Origin of the sequence: Agrobacterium tumefaciens (genome assembly GCF_009649785.1) — a bacterium.
Lineage (GTDB): Bacteria > Pseudomonadota > Alphaproteobacteria > Rhizobiales > Rhizobiaceae > Agrobacterium > Agrobacterium tumefaciens.
In genome coordinates, this window is the sequence record NZ_WJOK01000018.1 from 86,907 (window position 1) to 107,542 (window position 20,636).

The window sequence follows — 20,636 nt, forward strand, 5'->3', positions numbered from 1 at the left end:
GGTTAAAACCGGCACACATTAGTGCCAGCCCTTGGCGCCGACAAGCGCAAAGGCAGCCTATTTTGTCCGAAATTGTCGGAAGTGTGACAGTCGCGGAAGCTCACGCGGCAGGCAAAAAACGAGGCGGTGGAATTTTACGCCGCTCGCAGACCGGTGAATAAAAGTTGATTGGAGTGCCGAGCGGAAAGTAAGGTTTCGTTAAGCACAGTCTCCGTAGATTCCAGAGCGGGATCTGAGGCGAAACTCATAGGTGCAACGCACTGGCGCATTTCGCAATCCCGCTGCAATGAAACGACAATACAAGAAGGTCGATTGTTTCCGTCCAGTGATGAAGAGCGGTATGAAAAAGACAGTTTGGGGATTGATGGCGGCAGGTCTTGCCGCGACCGTTTGGAACGCGCTGGCCGGCCCCGTGCCGGAAGCTGCCGTGCCGCTTCCCTATGTGAAGCCGAATGCGCCTGCTGTTCCCGCCTTCATGCCGGCCTCACCCGAAATTACCGGCGCCATACCACGCCTTAACCGGCCTGACGATGCGAGCCAGCTTAAAGCCGGACTGGATGCGCTTTCCAGCCGCGACACGACACGCGCCATCGCCCTTCGCAACGCCATGCAGACAGGCAGTCTCGACCGGCATATTCTTACCTGGGCGATTGCCATTTCCGGCCAGAAGGACGTGCCTTCCGCCGAAATCACTACAGCCCAGAGCGAACTGGCGGGGTGGCCGGGTGCGGCGACGCTGCGCGCCAATTCCGAAAAGGCGCTTTACCGCGAAAATCCACCGGCGCCCCAGGTGCTTGCCGCTTTTGGCAGCGGCCGGCCGGAAACAGCCGAGGGCACCGTTGTGCTGGCCAAGGCCCTCACCTCTTCCGGCAAGGCTTTGGAAGCACAACGCCTCATTCGCCAGCTCTGGGTGAGCGAAGGCATGGACAAGGACATGGAAGACCGTGTTCTTGCCGAGTTCCCCACTTATCTGACGCCCGCCGACCACAAGGCGCGGATGGATTATCTGATGTATCGCAGCCGAATCGGCCAGGCGAAACGTTTCGGTGATCTCGGCAAGGCGCAGTCGCTCTACAATGCCTGGGCCGCCGTGCTGCAGCGCTCAGGCAATGCCGTGGCGCTGCTGGGCAAGGTTGACGCCAACTTGCGCAGCGACCCTGCTTTTCTCTTCGCGCGCATCGAAAATCTCCGCAACCAGCAGAAATATCCGGAAGCCGCAGCACTTTTAAAGCAGGCGCCGAAGGACACGGCAAAACTCGTCAATCCCGGCGAATGGTGGAACGAGCGGCGAATCATCGCGCGCGGCGTCGCCGATCGCGGCGATTTTGCCGAAGCCTATCGCATCGTTGCCAATCATTCGGCCACATCAGCCGTCGATGTTGCCGATGCGGAATTCCATGCCGGCTGGTATGCGTTGCGGGCGCTGCGCGATCCCGCCACGGCCTCACGCCACTTCAACACCCTTTTGCAGACCTCGAACCGGCCACTGTCCGCCTCGCGGGCCTATTATTGGCTGGGGCGGGCGGCGGAAGTGGGCGGGCCGGGCAATGCCCGCGATTTCTTCACCAAGGCGGCTGCCCATTCCGGCACCTTTTACGGCCAGCTTGCCGCCGCACGAATCGATGCAAAGACGCTGAACGTCACATACCCTGCCCCGAGCGCTGCCGACCGTGAACGATTTGCCGGCCGCGAAGCCGTGCGGGCCATCGACAGGCTGGAAGCCGCAGGCTACGGCTGGCGGGCCGACAGCCTCTACAGGTCATTGGCAGATCAGCTCGACAGCCCGGGCGAGCTTGCCATTCTGGCAGCAAGGGCGGAGGGCAACGGCAACCATCAGGTATCACTGCAAATCGGCAAGACGGCCTTCAGCCGCGGCATCGATGCGGCCGCCCTTGCCTACCCGCTCGGTGTCATTCCCGCCAGTGCCAATATTGCCGGCTCCGGCAAGGCGCTTGCCTATGCCATCGCCCGGCAGGAAAGCGCCTTCAACCCGGCCGCCGTCTCCGCTGCCAATGCCCGCGGACTGCTGCAATTATTGCCCGGAACCGCCAAGGGCGTGGCCGGGCGCCACGGCTTGCCCTACACGCAGGCGATGCTGACCAGCGACGCCGGATATAACGCCACGCTCGGCGCACATTATCTCGGCGAACAGATCGACAGTTTCGGCGGCTCCTACATCCTCACCTTCATCGCCTATAATGCCGGCCCGAAACGCGTGCCGGAATGGATCGCCCGCTACGGCGACCCGCGTGGCAAGCCTATCGACGATGTCGTGGACTGGATCGAGCGCATCCCCTTCCCCGAAACACGCAATTACGTGCAGCGGGTGATGGAGAATTATCAGGTCTACAAGACGAGGCTTGGACAACAGGCCGATATCGTCGATGACCTGCGTCATGGCCGGGCGGGGTAACAATCGAGGTTATCGGTTGATGACTGTGACAATATCGAAGCACCGGCTGGCCCGGTGCTTTTTTGTTTTCAGGATGCACCGGGCAGTTACGCTTTCACGGCACTCAAACGAAAAAGCCCGGCTCGAGAGCCGGGCTTTCCATCACTGACAATGTCAGATCAGATTAGAACGTGCGCTGAAGGCGAACGAAGCCGGTCCAGCTGTCGCCGGTCGGACCATCGACGTCCTGGTAGTTTGCAGCGATCTTGGCATCGAGACCCTGGGTGATCTTGTAATCAACCGTCAGGCCAGCGCGCCATGCATCGTTGTCGCCGGTGAAGTCACCATCAGGAGCGATATCGATCGTGCCGAGGTACTGAGCGCCGGGGGTGATGGTCAGCTTGTCAGTTGCCTTGATTGCGTATTCAGCAGCAACTGCCCACTCGGACTCTTCGTAGTAGTAGTTTGCGCCAGAAGCCCAAACGCCAGAGAGACCGAAGGTGCCGGGACCGATGTCAGCATACAGGATAGCGCGGATTGCGCCGTTTTCCTGGTCCGTGTCGTAAGAGCCGAGCAGGTTGGCGGTGACAGCACCGAACTTAACACCAACGATACCGCTGACGCCAACGTTGTTCGGGCCTTCAAAGACGCCACCCTTGGCAACGCCGAGGTTGGAATTGCCATCACGTACCGAGTCGAGTTCTTCAACGCTGATACCAGCATAGAACGAACCAGCATCGTAGGTGTAACGCAGAGCGTTGCCACGGGTGGTGTTCGAAGACAGGATATCGGTTTCGCCGGAGAGATCGTCATCCCACCAGGTGTACATGTAACCGACCTTCAGGCCGCCGAGCTCGATGAAAGCCTGGTCGACGTTTACGCCGCGGCTCGAGTCGTTGTCAGCCTGGCCACGAAGACCGATGTAACCACGCAGAGCGCCGAGTTCGGTGTCGGTGCGGGTGTCGATGTTGAACTGGGCGCGCGTGAACGAGTTCCAGTCAGACGTACCGGACTGGTTACGACCGAAGTCCGTCTGGAAACGGATGTAACCGTCGAACTTAAGGCAGGTTTCGGTGCCGGGGATGTAGAAGAAGCCGGTGCCGAAAGCGTCGCAAACGCGAACGTATTCCAGGGGCTCAGGCTCAGCAGCGACGATAGCGTCGGCAGCGTGAGCGCCGGATACTGCTGCGAGAGCCGCAGCGGAGCCGATCAAAAGGCTCTTGATGTTCATGGTTGACCTCCAGTCAAACGCTTAAATTTCTAAGCAGCGGGTGGGGAAACACAACTAAATGCGTGCCGCTTATGGAGGTGATTAGAGCCAAAACCGGCCGGGGAGGCAATCCCAATGATGACAAAAGGAAGACAGTAAGGGGACCTTAGTTTTGCATTGTTGCGAAATAGCTACAATTCTAACCGACGGGCAGCACTTCCTAACAAAACGTTAATAATTCATGCTTTTCAGCGACTTAAGCGAAATGCCGATAAATGAGATAAGTCATTCCTCATCCCACCGCCAGAATTCTGACATCGCTGCGCCATGGGAAATCGTCTGAAACGCGGTGCCATTGGTGGGAAATCGGGCTGTCGGCAGCAATGCTTCCATCCGCAGCAGGAGAGAATCAGTTCCCAGTTCGACAGGCCCAAAACAGTTGAGTGGCAGACGAATCGGCAACGATACAAACCGACTTAAGCCGTAACGGAAAGTCGCCGGGATATCGAAACGCCGGCCAATCGACGCTTTGCCTGCCCCTCGCCAATGTGCATCAAACGAAAAAGCCCGGCTCAAGAGCCGGGCTTTCCATCACTGACGATGTCAGATCAGATTAGAACGTGCGCTGAAGGCGAACGAAACCAACCCAGCTGTCGCCGGCACCCGTATCAACACCTTCGGTGCCGTCTACGTCCTGGTAGTTAACCGAAACGAGCGTGGAGAGGCCCTGGGTGATCTTGTAGCCAACAGCTACGCCAGCTTTCCATGCATCGCGATCGCCAACCCAGTCGTTGTTAGCGCCGAGGTCGATCGTGTTGAAGTACTGGAAGCCGGGGGTGATGGTCAGCTTGTCAGTTGCCTTGATGGCGTATTCAGCAGCAACGGTCCACTCGGACTCTTCGTAGTAGCGGTTTGCGCCAGAAGCCCAAACGCCAGAGAGACCAAGAGTGCCTGGGCCGATGTCAGCCGTTACGATAGCACGGACTGCGCCTTCTTCAGCATCGGTGTCGTAGCCGCCGAGCAGGTTGGCAGAAACTGCGCCGAACTTCGCGCCGATGATAGCGTCGATACCTACGTTGTTCGCACGCTCAAACGAACCGCCCTTTAGGAAGTCGTCGGAGATGTTGGAACCGCCGCGAGCAGCTTCCAGCTCTTCAACAGCAACACCAACGTAGAACGAGCCAGCGTCGTAGGTGTAGCGGACAGCGTTCAGACGGGTCTGGTTAGAGCTGAGTACGTCAACTTCGCCAGAGAGACCATCATCCCACCAGTTGTAGTAGTAACCGACCTTCAGACCGCCGAGTTCGATGAAAGCCTGGTCAACAACAACGCCACGGTTGCTGTCGTTGTCAGCCTGGCCACGAAGACCGATGTAACCACGCAGAGCGCCGAGCTCGGTGTCGGTGCGGGTGTCGATGTTGAACTGAGCGCGCGTGAACGAATCCCAGTCAGACGTGCCGGACTTGTTACGGCCGAAGTCGGTCTGGAAACGGATGTAACCATCGAACTTCAGGCAGGTTTCGGTGCCGGGGATGTAGAAGAAGCCGGTGCCGAAAGCGTCGCAAACGCGAACGTATTCCAGGGGCTCAGGCTCAGCAGCGACGATAGCGTCGGCAGCGTGAGCGCCGGATACTGCTGCGAGAGCCGCAGCGGAGCCGATGAGAAGGCTCTTGATGTTCATGATTGACCTCCAGTCAAAGTTTTTAAGTGGGTCTGGGTACTTTTGCCGAAGGACAGCATTCCCTGCCCCATTCCCGTGTTCTTAGAAGCCAAACGATCCACCGCCTCGCTTCTGGTCGTGAAAATACAAAAGGTTTCGCCGCTTGCAATCGCCAACATCCGATAAAGCGCATTTACGTACATGCTTCATTTCGGTTTGTTGCGGAAACAGCACACAGTGGGCACACGGCCCATAGGCGGCTTTACCATGCGTTAAGAAATGACTTGAAAATCCGTTAGTTAGCGCGGTTAACAAGGTCTTTCTAAACTATAGGCCTTTTCGGAGATCCCTTGCCCCGCAGGGGAAGGGCGACGGAAACTTTTGCCCCGCTCCGGCGCCACACTTAGTATGGCTCCCCGGTGCGCACAGAGAAACAACAGTGAAACCCGAGCGGTTCGCCGCCGATTCCCCGATCAACGATTCGGCTCGCAGGCTCCGGCACCTCAATTGTTTGGCCGATTGCGTCCGCAAGCGTTACGGGACGAGTCGCGAAAACGGCGCGGGATACGAGTTTGTGTCACTTGGGTACAGAGTGCTTTATAACTGCCTGCAAGAAACGAGGGGCAGAATCGCGTCGGCGCATTAGCTCTCTCCACTATCCTGCGGTTTATCGTAGGGGTCCGGCGTTTCGCGAAACGCACTGAAGAACGAACTGGCATACGGAAACGCATGCTTTGGGTGTCTGCTGGGAAGAAGTAGCTGTTTAGGGAGATTTATAATTTCAGGCTTCGTGCCGAAATGGCGGAGAGGATGGGATTCGAACCCACGATACGCTTTTGACGTATACTCCCTTAGCAGGGGAGCGCCTTCGACCACTCGGCCACCTCTCCGGTGCGGCCTGATTATTGCTTTAAAAAAATGAATGCAAGGGTTTTTCGCCAAGAAGCCGAAAAACCTGTTGGCCGAACATCCGCCAGCGAAACTTTGCGGGCCATTGGGGAACTTCTTCTCTTCCGGCACGTTCTGGCTTCGGTAACAAAAAGAGGTGTTCTAATGGCTCAGACCAAACTGAATGTTGTCGAAGATACGATCGAAAACCAGATTGCGGAGTTGCGTTCGCAGATTTCGTCTCTCTCCAAGTCCGTTTCCGCTCGTGCGGAAGGCGTTGGTGAAGATGCATCCGAATTTCTGGATGAGGCTCGTGGCCGCGTTCGCAAGGCGGCAAGCAATGTGCGCGCCCAGGGCCAGAACGTTGTGGAAGCAGTCAAGGAAAACCCCGGCACTGCAACCTCACTGTTGACTATCGTCGGCGCACTCGGCTTTGCGATCGGTTATGCGGTCGGCGCTGGTACGCAGCAGAGTTCTTCGAACAGCAGCCTTTATCGCTGGCGCTGATTGCCGCACTAGAGGCTAGAATTCAGGCAAGGCGGGATACGTTCCGCCTTGCCTGTTCGCATTTATTTCAGAGAATTGACGAACGGGGGGGCGGAAATGATGTTCAGCAGCGATCTTGAAGAAGCATTGTCGGATTTCGCGAGAGATCACGGCATTGACAGGGATGAGGCTATCCAGCGCATCGTCCGCGCGGCACTCATCAATAACGGTTATCTCGCTTCCGGCGAAGAAGGCATTCCGCCGGAAAAGCTGAACGCCAGCAACGATGACTAAGACTCAATATCCGGATTTGGATGGCGCAGGCGCTGCCCCGCCCTTGTAGCGGCTGGAAAGCGCACGCAGTGTATTGGAAAACTCCGTGACATCTGCGCCAACAGCCACGAAAGATGCGCCGAGTTCCAGATAACGGCGATTGAAGGTCTCGTTGAAGGTGAGAATGCCCGCAGCTTTGCCGGCCGCGACGATCTTGACGATCGCTGCCTCGATTACGGCCTGCACTTCCGGCTCGTCCAGCCTGCCGAGATAGCCCATATCCGCAGCAAGATCGGCCGGGCCGATGAAGATGCCGTCCACGCCTTCCACCGCAAGAATATTGTCGAGATCATTGATCGCGGCGCGCGTTTCGGCCTGCACCAGCAGGCACACGCTGTCGGACGCACTGTCGGCATAATCGGTTATGGTGTTGAAGGCTGAGGCGCGGGCAACCGCTGCCCCCATGCCGCGAATGCCGCGCGGCGGATAGTGCATCGCGCTGACCAAATCTTCAGCCTGCGCCGCCGAATCGACCATGGGCACCAGAAGCGTGCGGGCGCCTGCGTCCAGCAGCTGCTTGATCATCCAGCTTTCGCCAACGGGCACACGCACCACCGGTTCGGCGGGCGATGTGGCGAGCGCGCGCAATTGGTCGATGATGCTGCGAAGATCGTTCGGGCCATGTTCACCATCGATGACCAGCCAGTCGAAACCCGCTGTTCCGGCAATTTCCGCCGTGATGGCCTCACCCATATCGAGCCAGAGGCCGATTTGCGGCCTGCCGGCGTGGATGGCTGTTTTGAAACGATTTTCGGGAGCGGGCATGATGTCCTCAGGAAAGCAGTAATTTCAGATCGGCGGACGGGTCCGCCAGGATGGCGCGATCCGGCTCAGCGCCGGTATCGAGCAGTTTTTTGCCGGAAACATAAGCCTTGGCATCGTTGACCGCGTCGACCGCCACGAATCGCCCGTCGCGGAAATACCAGACCGACCAGCTGCCTTCGCGCGCGCCGGGCCGCAGCACAGTCTCGTCATAACCGAGGTTGAAGCCGGCGATCTGCAGCTTTACCTCGTATTGATCAGACCAGAACCAGGGTTTGGCATCATAGGCGACTTCAGCGCCTGCCAGTACATGCGCGGCGGCCTCGGCCTGATCAACCGCGTTCTGGACTGATTCGAGACGCACAAGCTGGCCCCGCCACGGCAGCAACGCGCAATCGCCCACCGCGTGGATATCCTTGTCCGAGCTGCGGGTGTGTTCATCCACCACGATGCCATTGCCGACATCGAGGCCCGATTCGCGGGCAAGGCGATCGTTCGGGGTTACGCCAATGCCGACGATGACGAAATCCACGTCAAGCACCGAACCATCGGAAAGCTCGGCAGCGGCCACCCGGCCATCCATGCCGACGAGCCGCACGAGGCCGGTCTTTTCGCGGATGGAGACGCCGTGCTCCTGATGGATGCCGCGCATGATATCGGCGGTTTCCTTTGCCGCCACGCGCTGGAGAATGCGGTCGGCCATTTCGATCAGCGTGACCTCGAGACCGAGCTTGCGGGCGACGGCTGCCGCTTCCAGACCGATATAACCACCGCCAATAACCAGCAGCCTGCGGCCGGGTTTCATTTCCTCAAACAGCCGGTCAGCATCGCGCTTGTCGCGGACGGTCAGAACCCCTTCGAGATCGCCGCCGATGCTGGCGGGCAGCTCGCGTGGTGCAGCACCGGTCGCCAGTACCAGCTTGTCGTAGGAAAGCGTACTGCCATCCTGCATGCGAAAGGATTTGGCAGCGCGGTCGATCTCCTCCACGAAGGTGGAGAGCCGGATATCGACATTGTTTTCCGCGTACCACTCCTCAGGGCGGAACATCAGCCGGTCGAAGCTCATCTCGCCTAAAAGGTATTTTTTCGACAGTGGCGGCCGTTGATAAGGATAGGCATCCTCCGAGCCGATGATGGTGATGGGGCGCTCATCCTTCAGCGCCCTAAGCTTTGCCGCCAGCGCGAAAGCGGCCTGCCCCGCCCCGACGATTACCAGCCTTCCCGCCACATTCCACTCCCAGAACAATCGCCAATGGGCAGATTTGCCGCACCCTGCGAAGCCATATTGCGGGATCAGGCGTAACGCCAAGTACGGCCCGCGTCAACCGTACAGCGCCACCAGCCCGGTGCAAGCATGACACATTATCACCCCAGACTGCGACACCCTTGCAACCGGAAGGAGCCGGATGCATTTCCTAAAGGGAAACATTGGCTTCCGACAAGCGGTCTGGCCCATGTCGAGACGCAGAACAGACAATTGCGCGGATTTCCTTCACGCACTGGCAAGGAAGCCGCGTTAAAATCGGCATCAGGAAAAGGCAATCCGGGAGGTTGTCATGGCTTTACATATTGATCACCGTCAAAGCGTCCCGCAGGACGAGCAATACGAGAAGTTTCAGATCGACCGGCCCGGAAAGATCACCTTCATCGGGCATCACCTCAGCGCCAAGGATACCATGCGCTGCCTGGTGCGCAGCATCTCGCTCTATGGCGCAGAGATCGAGGTCAGCCCGCATCTGGAGATGCCCACTAACTTCTATCTGGAAATTCTCGGCATTCGCGATGAGATCGGCTGCAACCTGATCCGCAGGGAAGAGGAAAAGGTCACCATCGGATTCAACATGTTGATCGACGCGGAGTTCCTGCACCATGTGCGCAGGCTGAGTTTCGAGACCAGCGTCTGAGCCGCATCGACCGATTCGCGGCGGAGTTTTTCTCTCACGGCGCGACGGTGGAAAAAACTGTTCCAAAACAGCCATCCGGCAACCGGGCGCGACTTGCGTCCGGTTTTTTTGCACCTATTGTGTGCCGGGTTTTCAAACAGGTACTGGAAATCTCAGCCAATGTCCGCTTTCTCACGTCTTACGCCGCTTGCCGTCTCTCTTCCTTCAACCGTTCCCTTCGTCGGCCCGGAAGCCATCGAGCGGGGCCGCGGCCTGAAGGTGGAAGCGCGGATAGGCGCCAATGAAAGCGGGTTCGGCCCTGCCCCATCCGTGCTTATGGCCATGCGGGATGCGGCGGCCGAGACCTGGATGTACAGCGATCCGGAAAATTTCGAACTGAAGGAAGCACTCGCCATCCACCACGGCGTTTCGCGTGGCAATATCGCCATTGGCGGCGGTGTCGATGGTTTGCTGGGTGAGATCGTCAGGCTAATCGTTGAGCCGGGCACGCCGGTGGTCACCTCGCTCGGCGGTTATCCTACCTTCAACTACCATGTGAACGGCTTTGGCGGAAAACTCGTGACCACGCCATATGTCGACGATCACGAGAACCTCGACGGGCTTCTCGATCTCGTCATCCGGGAAAATGCCCCGCTGGTCTATTTCGCCAATCCCGACAATCCGATGGGAAGCTGGTGGGAGGCAAGCGAGGTCGTGGCCTTTGCCCGTGCGCTGCCGGAAACCTGCCTGCTCATTCTGGACGAGGCCTATTGCGAGACCGCACCTGCCAGCGCCGTGCCAAGCATCGACGCCCTTGTCGGCCAGCCGAACATCCTGCGCATGCGGACTTTCTCGAAAGCCTATGGGCTTGCCGGCGCCCGCGTGGGGTATGCCATCGGCACGCTCGGCAATGTCGAAGCCTTCGACAAGATCCGCAATCATTTCGGCATGGCACGCGTTTCGGTCGCCGGCGCATTGGCGGCGCTGAAGGATCAGGCCTATCTGCATGACGTCGTTGGAAAAATTGCGGTGGCTCGAGATCGCATTTCCGCGATTGCCCGCAATAACGGCCTCTCGCCCCTGCCGTCGGCAACCAATTTCGTCACCATCGATTGCCAGCGCGACGGCACTTACGCCCGCGCCATCGTCGACGGCTTGATGGAACATGGCGTGTTCATCCGCATGCCGGGCGTGGCGCCGCTCAACCGCTGCATTCGTGTGAGTGTGGGACCTGATGACAAGCTTGATCTTTTTGAACAGGCATTGCCGAAGGTCATCAAGGCGCTGGGTTGAGGTTTCGCTTGCCTTCTCCTCATTCCTGTTCTTGTCACGAGGAATCGAGCCAGCCCAAGTCCTTGGGCTGAAAGGAGTCTTTCGCCACACAGACGTGTGCCGGCTGGATCCCCGTGGCAGGCAAAGGGATGAGGGTGGCGAGCCAGGCGGTATATGGTGCGATCGACCATTGCGTGCATCGATTCAACATCCTCTGACAAACCACTGTTCGCGAATCGTTTTCCATCAACCGACATCGCCAGACATAAGAAAACCGCGCCGGCCTTGTTCCTGCCGGTCGCGGTTTGATGTGTCAGCGCAAAAGCTCCTTTTCAAAGCCCTCGCCGCATTCCCCTTCGGGTTTACTTTCGTTTGTACCGGTCTTCGGGACTGGAGGGAACCGGACCGGAAATTCTGTCGCGGATAAGGTGCGTCAGTGCATCGTCATCCAGTCTCGTGCGGCACGCAGCGCTTCGGCCAGTTCCGCCTTGGTCATGTTGCGGGCAAGATCTGCTCGCAGCGAAGCGGCTCTTTCCGATCCGCGGATCGCGGCGATGTTGAGCCATTTGTGGGCCGCGACCAGATCCACCTTGCATCCCCGGCCGGTCGCATAGACCAGGCCGAGATTGCAAAGGGTGTCGGCGCGGGTTTCGCCACCGGCAACTGCCATTTCGATATCGCGAATTTCAAAGCGTGCCATCGTTTTAATCCCTGTCTTCTCGCCTGTTTCATCAAGTGCCTTCTTGTCGAGGCTAACCTTTGGAACTGCCGTCTTTTGCGGCTTTTTTGTTCTTCCGGCCGGCAGGTTTTCCCTGCGCTTTTGATGACCCCAATATGTCATGAGGCTTTCAACGGGCGCTTAAAAGGCATGATTAATGGGCCGCCAACAAACTGCAAACGATTGGTAAAATTGGGTTTTTGTTAAATATCACGAGGTGCGGAAATTAAGGACTTTCGAGCGAATTTTACGAAAACTTTAGAATTGGATTTCAACCCTTCATTCACCACGATCCAAACAACGGTTTTTCGAATTGCCCCTCTCCCACTCTCCTGACCGACGCAAATGCCGTCTCGCAGCTGGAATTTTCTGTTTCCTTTTACGTGAACGTCAAATACTATCCGCATGCCCGTGCGGAGGACGAAACGGGCAAAGAAAGCGCGACATGGACGGAGGAGTTTTTATGAAGCGTGTGATGATGATTGCCGCGGGCCTGCTGATCGGCAGCAACCTTGCTTTTGCTGCTGAGCCCATTGAAGGCAACTGGAAGACGGCGAGCGGCGAGACAGCCGTAATCGGCCCCTGCGGCGCAGCTTTCTGCGTGACGCTGAAGACAGGCAAACATGCGGGAAAACAGATCGGCAAGCTTTCCGGCAAGGGAAACAGCTATTCGGGCGATATTACCGATCCCGCCAATGACAAGACCTATAGCGGCTCCGGCACCGTTTCCGGCAATTCGCTGAGCATGAAGGGCTGCGTGCTGAAAATCCTGTGCAAATCCCAGACCTGGACGCGGTTGTGAGATAAGATGCGGCGGACAGGCTTGTAACAGCCTGTCCGTCGTCGCAGACGGACGTCGTGTGTAACGCATATATCCGTTGATGTATCGTCGCGACCCGAACGAACACTCTTAAGAGCGAAGCATGCCTACCGCCCTTTCCATAATCCTGATTTCGGGTACGTCCCATGTCGGCAAAAGCACCCTAGCCGGCCTGTTAAGCGAAAAGCTCCACTGCGAGGCAATTTCAACCGACAGCCTGGCACGCCACCCAGGGAGGCCATGGCCGGGCATACCCGCGCCTGTGGAGGAATATTACAGGCAGCTGTCGGCAGAAACGATCCATTGGTTTCTGAAGGTGCATCACCAGAATATCTGGCCGCTTGTGCGCGGGCTGATCGACAGCAAGACAGGCACCGGCAATATCGTCGTCTTCGAGGGCGCGGCCTTGCGGCCGGAATTTATAGCGCCCCTGCTGGGCAGAACGGTTGCCGGGGGTCTTTCTTCACGCACAGAATGACTTTCTCTCCGACAGAATGCGCGCGCATGCAGAATATAAAGATGCGACGGCGGGCCAGCGCCGGATCATGGACGCCTTCATTGAGCGGTCCTTGCGCGAAAATACCGAAATGCTGGCATCCGCGCGACACCATCACGTCCCGATCGTCGACATCGCCAATCCCGAAGCATTCGATGGCCTCGTCAACGAACTCACAGCCCGTGCGGTAGCCTCTCCGGCGTGATGCAAAAGCAGGCGATTTGAGGCCGCTGAAGCCAGCCACCGCCCTAATTCACACTGGAAGTATCCCATTAATCTCCCTGAACACCATATGAACCGGGGTCTCAGGGTCCGTTCAGTCCGAGTGTGGCAAAACTCTGTCCATGAACTCCAATAAAGGGGAATGGACATGACAAAGTTGATCAGCCGGCTGGCAATCTTCGCGTTTCTCATGGCGATCTTCGCCATGTCCTTCGCCTCGCTCGTCGTTAATCCCAACCGCAGCTTTCAGCGGGTGAATGCGGGTGCGGCGCTTGCCTGCCAGCACAGCCCGGCACCCGCCGCCAATTGCCCCGTCGTGCTGTAAGGGACCGGCCGATGACGACGAGCTTTTCCAACGGCCTGTTTTCCGCACTGAGACTGGTGCTGATGGCATCGATCTTTCTAGGCCCGGTGGCGGGACTTGCAGTTTACAAGGCAGATCCCCGCCCGGCATCAAAGGGCGCCGGTTTCGTCCTGCTGATGAGCCTGCAACGCGGCGCGCTCGGCTGAGATTTCACCGCCTGCCCTTTGCCGCAGCCATTTTTCCGTTTCTTTTCAGTTTCTTCGTATTTCTGTCGCTTGCCTGTCGAAATAGGCCTCCTATAATGGGCCATGACAATAGCAAAACGAACGATTCCGCCCTTCTCCTTCATCAGCCCCGAGCCTTTCGCGCCGCAGACGTTCACGGACCCGAAAGAAGCTGTCGAGGCTTTGACCGCGCTTTACGAACGCAATACGGCGTTCCTCATCAACTCCTTCACCGAACTTGCCAAGGGTGCGCCGATTACCGGCCGCTACCGCGCCTGTTATCCGCAGGTCAGCCTCGAGACATCCACTTTCGGTCATGTTGATTCGCGCCTTTCCTATGGCCATGTCACCTCCCCCGGCGTCTATACGACGACGATCACCCGGCCGGAGCTTTTCCGCCACTACCTGAAAGAGCAGCTGGGGCTTCTGATCAAGAACCACGGCGTTCCGGTGACGGTTGCCGAATCGGCCACGCCCATTCCGCTGCATTTCGCCTTCGGCGAAGGCGCTTATGTCGAGGCGGCGGCGGCATCCTCGCTGTCCGACGTGCCGTTGCGCGATCTTTTCGACACGCCCGATCTCAACAACACCGACGATCTCATCGCCAATGGCGAATATGATCAGGTGCCCGGCGAACCCGCGCCGCTTGCGCCGTTCACCGCGCAGCGCATCGATTATTCGCTGGCGCGCCTCAGCCATTATACGGCAACGAGCGCCAGCCATTTCCAGAACTTCGTGCTGTTCACCAACTACCAGTTCTATATCGACGAATTCGCCGCATGGGCGCGGCAGTTGATGAAGAATGGTGGCGAAGGCTACACGGCCTTCGTGGAGCCGGGCAACATCATCACCCCTGCTGGCTCCGACAGGCCGGACACGGATGCGGTGCTTGGCCGCCTGCCGCAGATGCCAGCCTATCACCTGAAGAAAAAGGGCCATGCCGGCATTACGCTGGTCAATATCGGCGTCGGCCCTTCCAACGCCAAGACGATCACCGACCATATCGCCGTGCTGCGCCCGCATGCCTGGCTGATGGTTGGCCATTGCGCCGGCCTGCGCAACAGCCAGCGCCTTGGCGATTATGTGCTGGCACACGCCTATGTGCGTGAGGACCACGTTCTGGACGACGACCTGCCGGTCTGGGTGCCGATCCCGGCTCTGGCGGAAGTGCAGCTGGCGCTGGAAGGTGCGGTTGCGGAAGTCACCGGTTACGAGGGCTTCGAGCTGAAGCGCATCATGCGTACCGGCACCGTCGCCACGATCGACAACCGCAACTGGGAGCTTCGCGACCAGGCGGGCCCGGTCAAGCGTCTGTCGCAATCGCGCGCCATCGCACTCGACATGGAATCGGCCACCATCGCGGCCAACGGCTTCCGGTTCCGCGTGCCCTACGGCACCCTCCTCTGCGTCTCCGACAAGCCGCTGCACGGCGAATTGAAGCTGCCGGGCATGGCGACGGAGTTCTACCGCACGCAGGTTGCCCAGCATCTGCAGATCGGCATCCGCGCCGTGCAGAAACTCGCCGCCATGCCAACGGAAACGCTGCATTCGCGCAAGCTCAGAAGCTTCTACGAGACGGCGTTCCAGTAAAAATAGATATCGCTAGAAACGTCCTTGGTGTATTGTTTCGAAAATCGATACACCAAGGTTTTCCCAATGCGCACCAACATTGAACTTGATGACGCCTTGATCGCCGAGGCGATGGAAATAACCGGTCTCTCCACCAAAAAAGCGACGGTAGAAAAGGCATTGCGGGATCTCGTGCGCATTCACCGTCAAATGCGTGCGCTTGATGCATTAGAGGGCATGGGCTGGGAAGGCAATCTGGATGAGATGCGGACGGACTGGGATGCGGAAACGGATTGGGACATAGAGGATTCCAAATGATCGTCGCAGATACGTCTGCATGGATTTCGCTCATTCGAAAAGATTCACCCGCCCTCGCTTTAAAGCTTCGCACCGCCATAACGCAGAGTAACATCCTTGTCGGAGACATTGTTCTCCTGGAGGTTCTTCAGGGTGCACGCGACGGCCAACATGCTCGCCGTCTGGAGCAAATGTTAAGCGAATTTCCCTGCGTCGCGATGATGTCTCCCCAACTCGCTATCAAGGCTGCCTCGAATTACCGCTTCCTACGGGGGCGCGGTTATACGATCCGTAAAAACAACGACCTCATCATCGGCACTTACTGCAGCGAAAACGGATACGAACTGCTGCACAACGACCGAGACTTTCAGCCTATGGCCGATCATCTCGGTCTGCGACTGGCCTGATCTTTCAAAGCACCTTCACTGTCCCCTCCACACGCACGGGAAAATTCACCGACCGGGCGATGAAGCATTTGTCGTGGGCATCGTGGTGCAACTCATCAGCCCGCGCAAGATCACCCTTCGAGATGGTGATGACCGGTTTCAACACTACCTCGCTGAATTGCCCGGCGCCGTCCTTTTCCATAACCAGCGTGCCTTCGGCATTGTCGACATAGTCTTCAACGATGATGCCGTTGACGGAGCAGAAATGCAGGTACCATAGCTTGTGGCACGCCGAGAGCGAGGCAACCAGCAGGTCTTCCGGGTTCCAGCGGGAGGCATCGCCGCGAAAGGCGGGATCTGAAGAGCCGGCGATATCCGCTTTTCCGGACGTGGAAATCGTGTAGTCGCGTTCATAGTCACGGTAGCCCGAGGTACCCTTGCCGCGATTGCCGGTCCACTTCACCTGAACGGCATAGTGATGTTCCTGTCCTGCCATTTCATTTCTCCCTTAGAGTTTTTGTCGCATTTCCCGGACGTAAAAAACAACTACGCGCTTTATTGGAAATGCTCTGGTGTATCGCGCAGGTGATCGAGCCCCTTGCGCAGAGTCTCGATGATCTGGTCCACCTCCGAGCGGCTGATCGTCAGCGCCGGTGATGCCAGCATGCGGTCGCCGGTGGCACGCATGACGAGGCCGTTTGCCAGGCAATGGTTGCGCACGGCGGTGCCGATGTCATCCGGCTTGGCAAAACGCCTGCGGGTCGCCTTGTCGGCCGCAAGCTGCAGGCCACCCATGAGGCCGACATTCACTGCCTCACCCACCAACTCGTGGTCGGTGAGGCTTTTCCAGCCTTGCGAAAAATAAGGGCCGATATCATCCCGCACCCGTTCCACCAGCCCCTCATCCTCGATGATACGAATATTTTCCAGAGCGGCGGCGGCGCAGACGGGGTGGCCGGAATAGGTGAAGCCATGGTTGAAATCACCGACCTCGGACAACATCACCTCCGCCACCCGGTCGGAAACGAGGACGCCGCCAATCGGCAGATAACCGGATGACAGGCCCTTGGCGACGGGCGCGAGATCCGGCTCCACGCCGAAATGCTGGTAGCCGAACCAGGAACCGAGGCGGCCGAAACCGCAGATCACCTCGTCGGACACCAGCAGAATGTTGCGCGCCTTGCAGATGCGGGCGATTTCCGGCCAGTAGGTTTCCGGTGGCACAATGACCCCACCGGCGCCCTGAATGGGTTCCGCCACGAAAGCCGCGACATTATCTTCACCGAGCTCTTCTATCTTCGCTTCCAGTTCGCGGGCCACCTTCAGGCCGAATTCCGCGGGTGAGAGATCGCCGCCTTCCGCATACCAATAGGGTTGGCCGATATGGGCGATACCCTCGATCGGCAGATTGCCCTGCTCGTGCATCCACTTCATGCCGCCGAGCGAAGCGCCAGCGACCGTAGAGCCGTGATAGCCGTTGCGGCGAGCGATCACCTTGGTCTTCGTCGGATGGCCGAGCGCCTTCCAGTAGACACGCGCCATGCGGAACCAGGTGTCGGTGGCTTCCGAACCGGAATTGGTGAAGAACACATGGTTCATCTTCGGCCCGGCACGGGAAGCGATCTTCTGAGCCAGAAGTGTAGCTGATGGTGTCGTAGTGCCGAAAAAGGCGTTGTAATAGGGCAGTTCGTTCATCTGGCGCTGCACGACATCGGCGATCTCGCGGCGTCCGTAACCGATATTGACGCACCATAGTCCGGCAAAGGCGTCGAGATACTTCTTGCCGGTGCTGTCATAGATGAAGACGCCTTCTGCACGCTCGATGATGCGGGTGCCGCTCGCGTTCAGCTTACCCATATCGGAAAAGGGGTGAAGGTGATGGGCGGCATCGATGGCGGCAAGGTTGGACACCGGCTTGGAGACTTCATTCATGACAGATCGCACTCCCGCAAAGACGACGGCGCCTTCCGGAGCCGCACCCAACCGAACATGGCCGGGCGGCTTCGATTTGGCAAGACTGGCGTTTTTTGGGGGATCGAGACGATGATTCGGCCTTGCCGCTTGTTTCTACTCCCCGCCGGGGAGAAGAAACGAGCGGCTATCTTGAAGCAGGTTCGATTGCACCGTTATGGAGGTGGTGCGCTACGCCACGACCCCTCGCCCCACCAGCACCTTCAATTCGCCGGCATGGACTTCGAGTGCCACGTCGCGCTCCATCGGCAGCAATTCGCCATCGATGACGCAGCGCACGTCATGGCGCTTTTTGGGGAAATGAAGTTCCACACCCGTGACGGTCGTGGCCGTTACAGCAGCGTTTTCCTTCAGCTTGCCGCGCAGGATGTCGAAAGCGAGCCTTGCCACGCCCGAGGGGCGCAGGGGATCGGTGAGATAGAAGCCGAGATGGCCGCCCGAGACATTATCCGCGACCAGAAGCGAGTTCTGCCCGAATTCATTGTTGGAGACGGAAATTGCTGACACCTTGCGGCGCTGCGTCTTGCCATTGACCGTATATTCCACCTCGAAGACCGGCGGATTGAGAATGACGCTGATGGCGGCGCGGACGCTTGCCTTGATCTTGCCAAGGCGGGAGGCGAAGGCGAGATTGTTGCGATAGCGCACCATGCGCGAATGCAGGCCTGCGGAAAACTGGTGGACGAAAAGACGGCCGTTGGCGCTGGCGATATCGACATTGGCGATCTCGCCATTCGCCAGTGTCTCCAGGACCTGGCGGATATCGAGCGGCAGCTTCAGCGAGCGGGCGAACAGGTTCATGGTGCCGGCCGGTACGATACCGAGCGCGATGCCGTGTTTCCAGGCGATACCGGCAGCGGCCGAAATCGTTCCATCACCACCGCCGGCAATGATGCCTTCGATATCAGGCTCATCGGCGGCGCGTTCCATCTCCTCGACGACTTCACTGCCGGAGACCACGCGGCAGTCGATTGTGTGGCCGGCGCGGGAAAAGACCTCGCGGGCGTGGTCGCAATAGGCATCCATATCCGTGGTGCGGAAGGTGCCGCCGTCACGATTGAAAATTGCAATGAGCTTCATATTTCCAACCTGATCCTGTGAGGCAGCCGCGCGTAAATGCTTGGGGTTATATAGGGTTCCAAACACCATCGCGTGAAGATGCTCTTTTGCCGAGAATCGCTCTACCGCAATGCATCATTTCATGTTAGATATCACTTAAGGTCATTTTCATGACCGCGCATCTCCAGTCAGGGCAGGCCGTTCCCATACGGTCTTGCCCTTTTTTCTGTGGGGTCCTCCCCCTTTTCAGGTCGCAATGAGCCATTCGAATTTGTCGGAAGCCCGCCTCGAGGCGGAGAGTGAAACCGTTGTTGCGGCAAGGCCTGCCGTGGCACTGACGCCGTTTGCCGTCGCACTTATCGAACTGGCGCTTGCGGCCGGCGGTTTCGGCATCGGTACCGGCGAATTCGCCATCATGGGCCTGCTGCCTGACGTCGCAACGACCTATGGCGTCACAGTGCCCCAGGCAGGTTACGTCATCACGGCCTATGCACTGGGTGTCGTCATCGGCGCGCCCATCATCGCGGTGCTGGCTGCGCGCATGACGCGGCGCACCCTGCTTCTCGGCCTCATGGGACTTTTCGCACTCGGCAATATCTTGAGCGCCGTCGCACCTGATTTCCTGAGCTTCACCGTGCTGCGCTTCATCACCGGCCTGCCGCACGGCGCCTATTTCGGCGTTGCAGCGCTGGTGGCCGCCTCCATGGCGCCAATCCACAAACGTGCCCGCGCCGTTGGCCGCGTCATGCTCGGCCTCACCATCGCCACGCTGCTTGGAACGCCGCTTGCCACTTTCTTCGGACAGATGCTCTCCTGGCGCGCGGCCTTCATGCTGGTCGGCGGCATCGGGCTGTTGACCGTCGCCCTGTTGTGGCTATTCCAGCCGCGCGACAGGGTAGAGGAAGGTGCCAGCGTTTGGCGTGAACTCGGGGCTTTCCGCCGCGTGCAGGTGTGGCTGACGCTCGCCATCGCATCGGTCGGTTTCGGCGGCATGTTCTCGGTCTTCAGCTATATCGCCAAGACCACCACCGATGTCGCGATGATGCCGGTTTCCACCGTCTCCATGGTGCTCGCCCTCTTCGGCATCGGCATGAATGTCGGCAATGTGGTCGGCTCGCGGCTGGCCGATATCTCGCTCAACGGCACGATCGGCGGCATGCTCGCCTTTAACGTGGTGGTGATGGCCGTGTTCGGCATGACGGCGCATGACCCGTTCATGATGTGTCTCTGCGTCTTCCTGATCGGCTGCGGTTTTGCCGCCTGCCCCGCCGTGCAGACGCGGCTGATGGATGTGGCAGCGGATGCGCAGACGCTTGCGGCTGCCTCCAACCACTCCGCCTTCAACATCGCCAACGCGCTCGGCGCATGGCTTGGCGGCATGGTCATCGCCATGGGCTATGGATATGCCTCCACCGGTTATGTGGGCGCTGTTCTTTCGCTTCTCGGGCTTGGCGTTTTCCTTGTGTCCGTCACCGTCGAACGGCGCGCAAAAGCCGGCTGAAAGCCGGTTTTTCAGCGGCCGGAACACCCGTTCCGGCACCTGCAATAAACCTTACGGAAATTTCACGATCGGCTCGCTTGACTCTTTTTGGTTTCGGGCGCAACACGGCGTTACGCGCAGGCCGTGACCCGGCACAGCGCGGATTTTAACGGAGCATCATTTGATGTCTAGCGACAGTAGTAG

At 58.6% G+C, this 20,636-nt stretch carries 21 protein-coding genes, 1 tRNA gene and 1 pseudogene; 13 read left to right on the forward strand and 10 right to left on the reverse strand.

Translation table 11 applies throughout. The features are described 5' to 3' along the window. Positions 1 to 340: 340 nt before the first annotated feature. On the forward strand, positions 341 to 2,413 hold the full coding sequence (locus GH784_RS18980) for a lytic transglycosylase domain-containing protein (protein ID WP_065704834.1): 2,073 nt from the start codon (positions 341 to 343) through the stop codon (positions 2,411 to 2,413). A 163-nt stretch (positions 2,414 to 2,576) separates the two neighbouring features. Here the strand turns inward: GH784_RS18980 and GH784_RS18985 are convergent, their stop codons facing one another. The 4 genes from GH784_RS18985 to GH784_RS19000 all read right to left on the reverse strand — a co-directional run bounded on the left by GH784_RS18985 (position 2,577) and on the right by GH784_RS19000 (position 6,152). Further along, entirely contained in the window at positions 2,577 to 3,623 is a 1,047-nt protein-coding gene (locus GH784_RS18985; protein WP_065704838.1) for a porin, read from the reverse strand. Positions 3,624 to 3,887: 264 nt separating this feature from the next. Further along, positions 3,888 to 4,178, reverse strand: a complete 291-nt coding sequence (locus GH784_RS27290; protein WP_142851133.1) for a hypothetical protein — start codon at positions 4,176 to 4,178, stop codon at positions 3,888 to 3,890. Positions 4,179 to 4,215: 37 nt separating this feature from the next. Next, positions 4,216 to 5,283 (reverse strand): porin, encoded by a 1,068-nt coding sequence (locus GH784_RS18990; protein WP_013635790.1) that lies wholly within the window; start codon positions 5,281 to 5,283, stop codon positions 4,216 to 4,218. A gap of 778 nt (positions 5,284 to 6,061) precedes the next feature. Then, a tRNA-Ser gene (locus GH784_RS19000) sits at positions 6,062 to 6,152 on the reverse strand. 163 nt (positions 6,153 to 6,315) lie between these two features. Between GH784_RS19000 and GH784_RS19005 the strand changes: the two genes are divergently transcribed. Together GH784_RS19005 and GH784_RS27185 are read left to right on the forward strand one after the other, a co-directional pair. After that, positions 6,316 to 6,657 carry a hypothetical protein gene (locus GH784_RS19005; RefSeq protein ID WP_003512218.1) on the forward strand — a complete coding sequence of 114 codons (342 nt, stop codon included), beginning with the start codon at positions 6,316 to 6,318 and terminating at the stop codon, positions 6,655 to 6,657. A 96-nt stretch (positions 6,658 to 6,753) separates the two neighbouring features. Then, positions 6,754 to 6,930 carry a hypothetical protein gene (locus tag GH784_RS27185; protein ID WP_164876626.1) on the forward strand — a complete coding sequence of 59 codons (177 nt, stop codon included), beginning with the start codon at positions 6,754 to 6,756 and terminating at the stop codon, positions 6,928 to 6,930. Between the two features lie 3 nt (positions 6,931 to 6,933). Here the strand turns inward: GH784_RS27185 and GH784_RS19010 are convergent, their stop codons facing one another. Both GH784_RS19010 and GH784_RS19015 read right to left on the reverse strand, forming a co-directional pair. Further along, entirely contained in the window at positions 6,934 to 7,734 is an 801-nt protein-coding gene (locus tag GH784_RS19010) for an aldolase/citrate lyase family protein (protein WP_038490437.1), read from the reverse strand. A 7-nt stretch (positions 7,735 to 7,741) separates the two neighbouring features. Continuing rightward, positions 7,742 to 8,959, reverse strand: a complete 1,218-nt coding sequence (locus GH784_RS19015; RefSeq protein WP_065704886.1) for an NAD(P)/FAD-dependent oxidoreductase — start codon at positions 8,957 to 8,959, stop codon at positions 7,742 to 7,744. A 328-nt stretch (positions 8,960 to 9,287) separates the two neighbouring features. On the opposite strand from GH784_RS19015, the gene GH784_RS19020 reads away from it, so the two are divergent. Both GH784_RS19020 and GH784_RS19025 read left to right on the forward strand, forming a co-directional pair. Beyond that, positions 9,288 to 9,635 carry a hypothetical protein gene (locus GH784_RS19020; RefSeq protein WP_013635784.1) on the forward strand — a complete coding sequence of 116 codons (348 nt, stop codon included), beginning with the start codon at positions 9,288 to 9,290 and terminating at the stop codon, positions 9,633 to 9,635. Positions 9,636 to 9,794: 159 nt separating this feature from the next. Beyond that, positions 9,795 to 10,907 (forward strand): pyridoxal phosphate-dependent aminotransferase, encoded by a 1,113-nt coding sequence (locus GH784_RS19025; RefSeq protein WP_065704888.1) that lies wholly within the window; start codon positions 9,795 to 9,797, stop codon positions 10,905 to 10,907. Between the two features lie 412 nt (positions 10,908 to 11,319). Here the strand turns inward: GH784_RS19025 and GH784_RS19030 are convergent, their stop codons facing one another. Beyond that, positions 11,320 to 11,586, reverse strand: a complete 267-nt coding sequence (locus GH784_RS19030; protein ID WP_003496982.1) for an SEL1-like repeat protein — start codon at positions 11,584 to 11,586, stop codon at positions 11,320 to 11,322. A 481-nt stretch (positions 11,587 to 12,067) separates the two neighbouring features. Between GH784_RS19030 and GH784_RS19035 the strand changes: the two genes are divergently transcribed. From GH784_RS19035 to vapC, 7 genes and pseudogenes are all read left to right on the forward strand, one after another. Beyond that, a complete protein-coding gene (locus GH784_RS19035; RefSeq protein WP_013635782.1) occupies positions 12,068 to 12,406 on the forward strand; it encodes a DUF2147 domain-containing protein in 339 nt (112 codons plus the stop codon). A 121-nt stretch (positions 12,407 to 12,527) separates the two neighbouring features. Then, positions 12,528 to 13,125, forward strand: a pseudogene (locus GH784_RS19040) (hypothetical protein). 159 nt (positions 13,126 to 13,284) lie between these two features. Continuing rightward, positions 13,285 to 13,467, forward strand: coding sequence for a hypothetical protein (locus tag GH784_RS27190; protein ID WP_013635780.1), 183 nt, complete (start codon positions 13,285 to 13,287; stop codon positions 13,465 to 13,467). A gap of 11 nt (positions 13,468 to 13,478) precedes the next feature. Next, positions 13,479 to 13,652: a hypothetical protein gene (locus GH784_RS27195; protein ID WP_003509979.1), complete on the forward strand. Its 174-nt coding sequence runs from the start codon at positions 13,479 to 13,481 to the stop codon at positions 13,650 to 13,652. A gap of 102 nt (positions 13,653 to 13,754) precedes the next feature. Further along, positions 13,755 to 15,260, forward strand: coding sequence for an AMP nucleosidase (gene amn / locus GH784_RS19050; protein WP_003512205.1), 1,506 nt, complete (start codon positions 13,755 to 13,757; stop codon positions 15,258 to 15,260). A gap of 66 nt (positions 15,261 to 15,326) precedes the next feature. Beyond that, positions 15,327 to 15,557 (forward strand): type II toxin-antitoxin system VapB family antitoxin, encoded by a 231-nt coding sequence (locus tag GH784_RS19055; protein ID WP_013635779.1) that lies wholly within the window; start codon positions 15,327 to 15,329, stop codon positions 15,555 to 15,557. Next, a complete protein-coding gene (gene vapC / locus GH784_RS19060) occupies positions 15,554 to 15,943 on the forward strand; it encodes a type II toxin-antitoxin system VapC family toxin (protein ID WP_065704890.1) in 390 nt (129 codons plus the stop codon). Before GH784_RS19055 ends, vapC begins: the two co-directional genes overlap by 4 nt. 4 nt (positions 15,944 to 15,947) lie before the next feature. Here the strand turns inward: vapC and GH784_RS19065 are convergent, their stop codons facing one another. From GH784_RS19065 to GH784_RS19075, 3 genes are all read right to left on the reverse strand, one after another. Then, on the reverse strand, positions 15,948 to 16,418 hold the full coding sequence (locus GH784_RS19065; protein WP_065704892.1) for an OsmC family protein: 471 nt from the start codon (positions 16,416 to 16,418) through the stop codon (positions 15,948 to 15,950). Positions 16,419 to 16,477: 59 nt separating this feature from the next. Further along, positions 16,478 to 17,854 carry an aspartate aminotransferase family protein gene (locus GH784_RS19070; protein WP_065704894.1) on the reverse strand — a complete coding sequence of 459 codons (1,377 nt, stop codon included), beginning with the start codon at positions 17,852 to 17,854 and terminating at the stop codon, positions 16,478 to 16,480. A gap of 210 nt (positions 17,855 to 18,064) precedes the next feature. Next, entirely contained in the window at positions 18,065 to 18,973 is a 909-nt protein-coding gene (locus GH784_RS19075; RefSeq protein ID WP_111829004.1) for a diacylglycerol/lipid kinase family protein, read from the reverse strand. A gap of 235 nt (positions 18,974 to 19,208) precedes the next feature. Here GH784_RS19075 and GH784_RS19080 point away from each other — a divergent pair, with 235 nt between their 5' ends. Beyond that, positions 19,209 to 20,453 carry an MFS transporter gene (locus GH784_RS19080; RefSeq protein WP_013635774.1) on the forward strand — a complete coding sequence of 415 codons (1,245 nt, stop codon included), beginning with the start codon at positions 19,209 to 19,211 and terminating at the stop codon, positions 20,451 to 20,453. Positions 20,454 to 20,636 lie beyond the last annotated feature (183 nt).

Coding starts and splice junctions, on each gene's coding strand:
- GH784_RS19010 (WP_038490437.1), bottom strand. CDS start 7,734: ATGCCCGCTCCCGAAAATCGTTTCAAAACAGCCATCCACGCCGGCAGG.
- GH784_RS18980 (WP_065704834.1), top strand. CDS start 341: ATGAAAAAGACAGTTTGGGGATTGATGGCGGCAGGTCTTGCCGCGACC.
- GH784_RS19020 (WP_013635784.1), top strand. CDS start 9,288: ATGGCTTTACATATTGATCACCGTCAAAGCGTCCCGCAGGACGAGCAA.
- GH784_RS27190 (WP_013635780.1), top strand. CDS start 13,285: ATGGACATGACAAAGTTGATCAGCCGGCTGGCAATCTTCGCGTTTCTC.
- GH784_RS27185 (WP_164876626.1), top strand. CDS start 6,754: ATGATGTTCAGCAGCGATCTTGAAGAAGCATTGTCGGATTTCGCGAGA.
- amn (WP_003512205.1), top strand. CDS start 13,755: ATGACAATAGCAAAACGAACGATTCCGCCCTTCTCCTTCATCAGCCCC.
- GH784_RS18990 (WP_013635790.1), bottom strand. CDS start 5,283: ATGAACATCAAGAGCCTTCTCATCGGCTCCGCTGCGGCTCTCGCAGCA.
- GH784_RS19035 (WP_013635782.1), top strand. CDS start 12,068: ATGAAGCGTGTGATGATGATTGCCGCGGGCCTGCTGATCGGCAGCAAC.
- GH784_RS19030 (WP_003496982.1), bottom strand. CDS start 11,586: ATGGCACGCTTTGAAATTCGCGATATCGAAATGGCAGTTGCCGGTGGC.
- GH784_RS19080 (WP_013635774.1), top strand. CDS start 19,209: ATGAGCCATTCGAATTTGTCGGAAGCCCGCCTCGAGGCGGAGAGTGAA.
- GH784_RS27195 (WP_003509979.1), top strand. CDS start 13,479: ATGACGACGAGCTTTTCCAACGGCCTGTTTTCCGCACTGAGACTGGTG.
- GH784_RS19070 (WP_065704894.1), bottom strand. CDS start 17,854: ATGAATGAAGTCTCCAAGCCGGTGTCCAACCTTGCCGCCATCGATGCC.
- vapC (WP_065704890.1), top strand. CDS start 15,554: ATGATCGTCGCAGATACGTCTGCATGGATTTCGCTCATTCGAAAAGAT.
- GH784_RS19025 (WP_065704888.1), top strand. CDS start 9,795: ATGTCCGCTTTCTCACGTCTTACGCCGCTTGCCGTCTCTCTTCCTTCA.
- GH784_RS19075 (WP_111829004.1), bottom strand. CDS start 18,973: ATGAAGCTCATTGCAATTTTCAATCGTGACGGCGGCACCTTCCGCACC.
- GH784_RS19005 (WP_003512218.1), top strand. CDS start 6,316: ATGGCTCAGACCAAACTGAATGTTGTCGAAGATACGATCGAAAACCAG.
- GH784_RS19055 (WP_013635779.1), top strand. CDS start 15,327: ATGCGCACCAACATTGAACTTGATGACGCCTTGATCGCCGAGGCGATG.
- GH784_RS18985 (WP_065704838.1), bottom strand. CDS start 3,623: ATGAACATCAAGAGCCTTTTGATCGGCTCCGCTGCGGCTCTCGCAGCA.
- GH784_RS19065 (WP_065704892.1), bottom strand. CDS start 16,418: ATGGCAGGACAGGAACATCACTATGCCGTTCAGGTGAAGTGGACCGGC.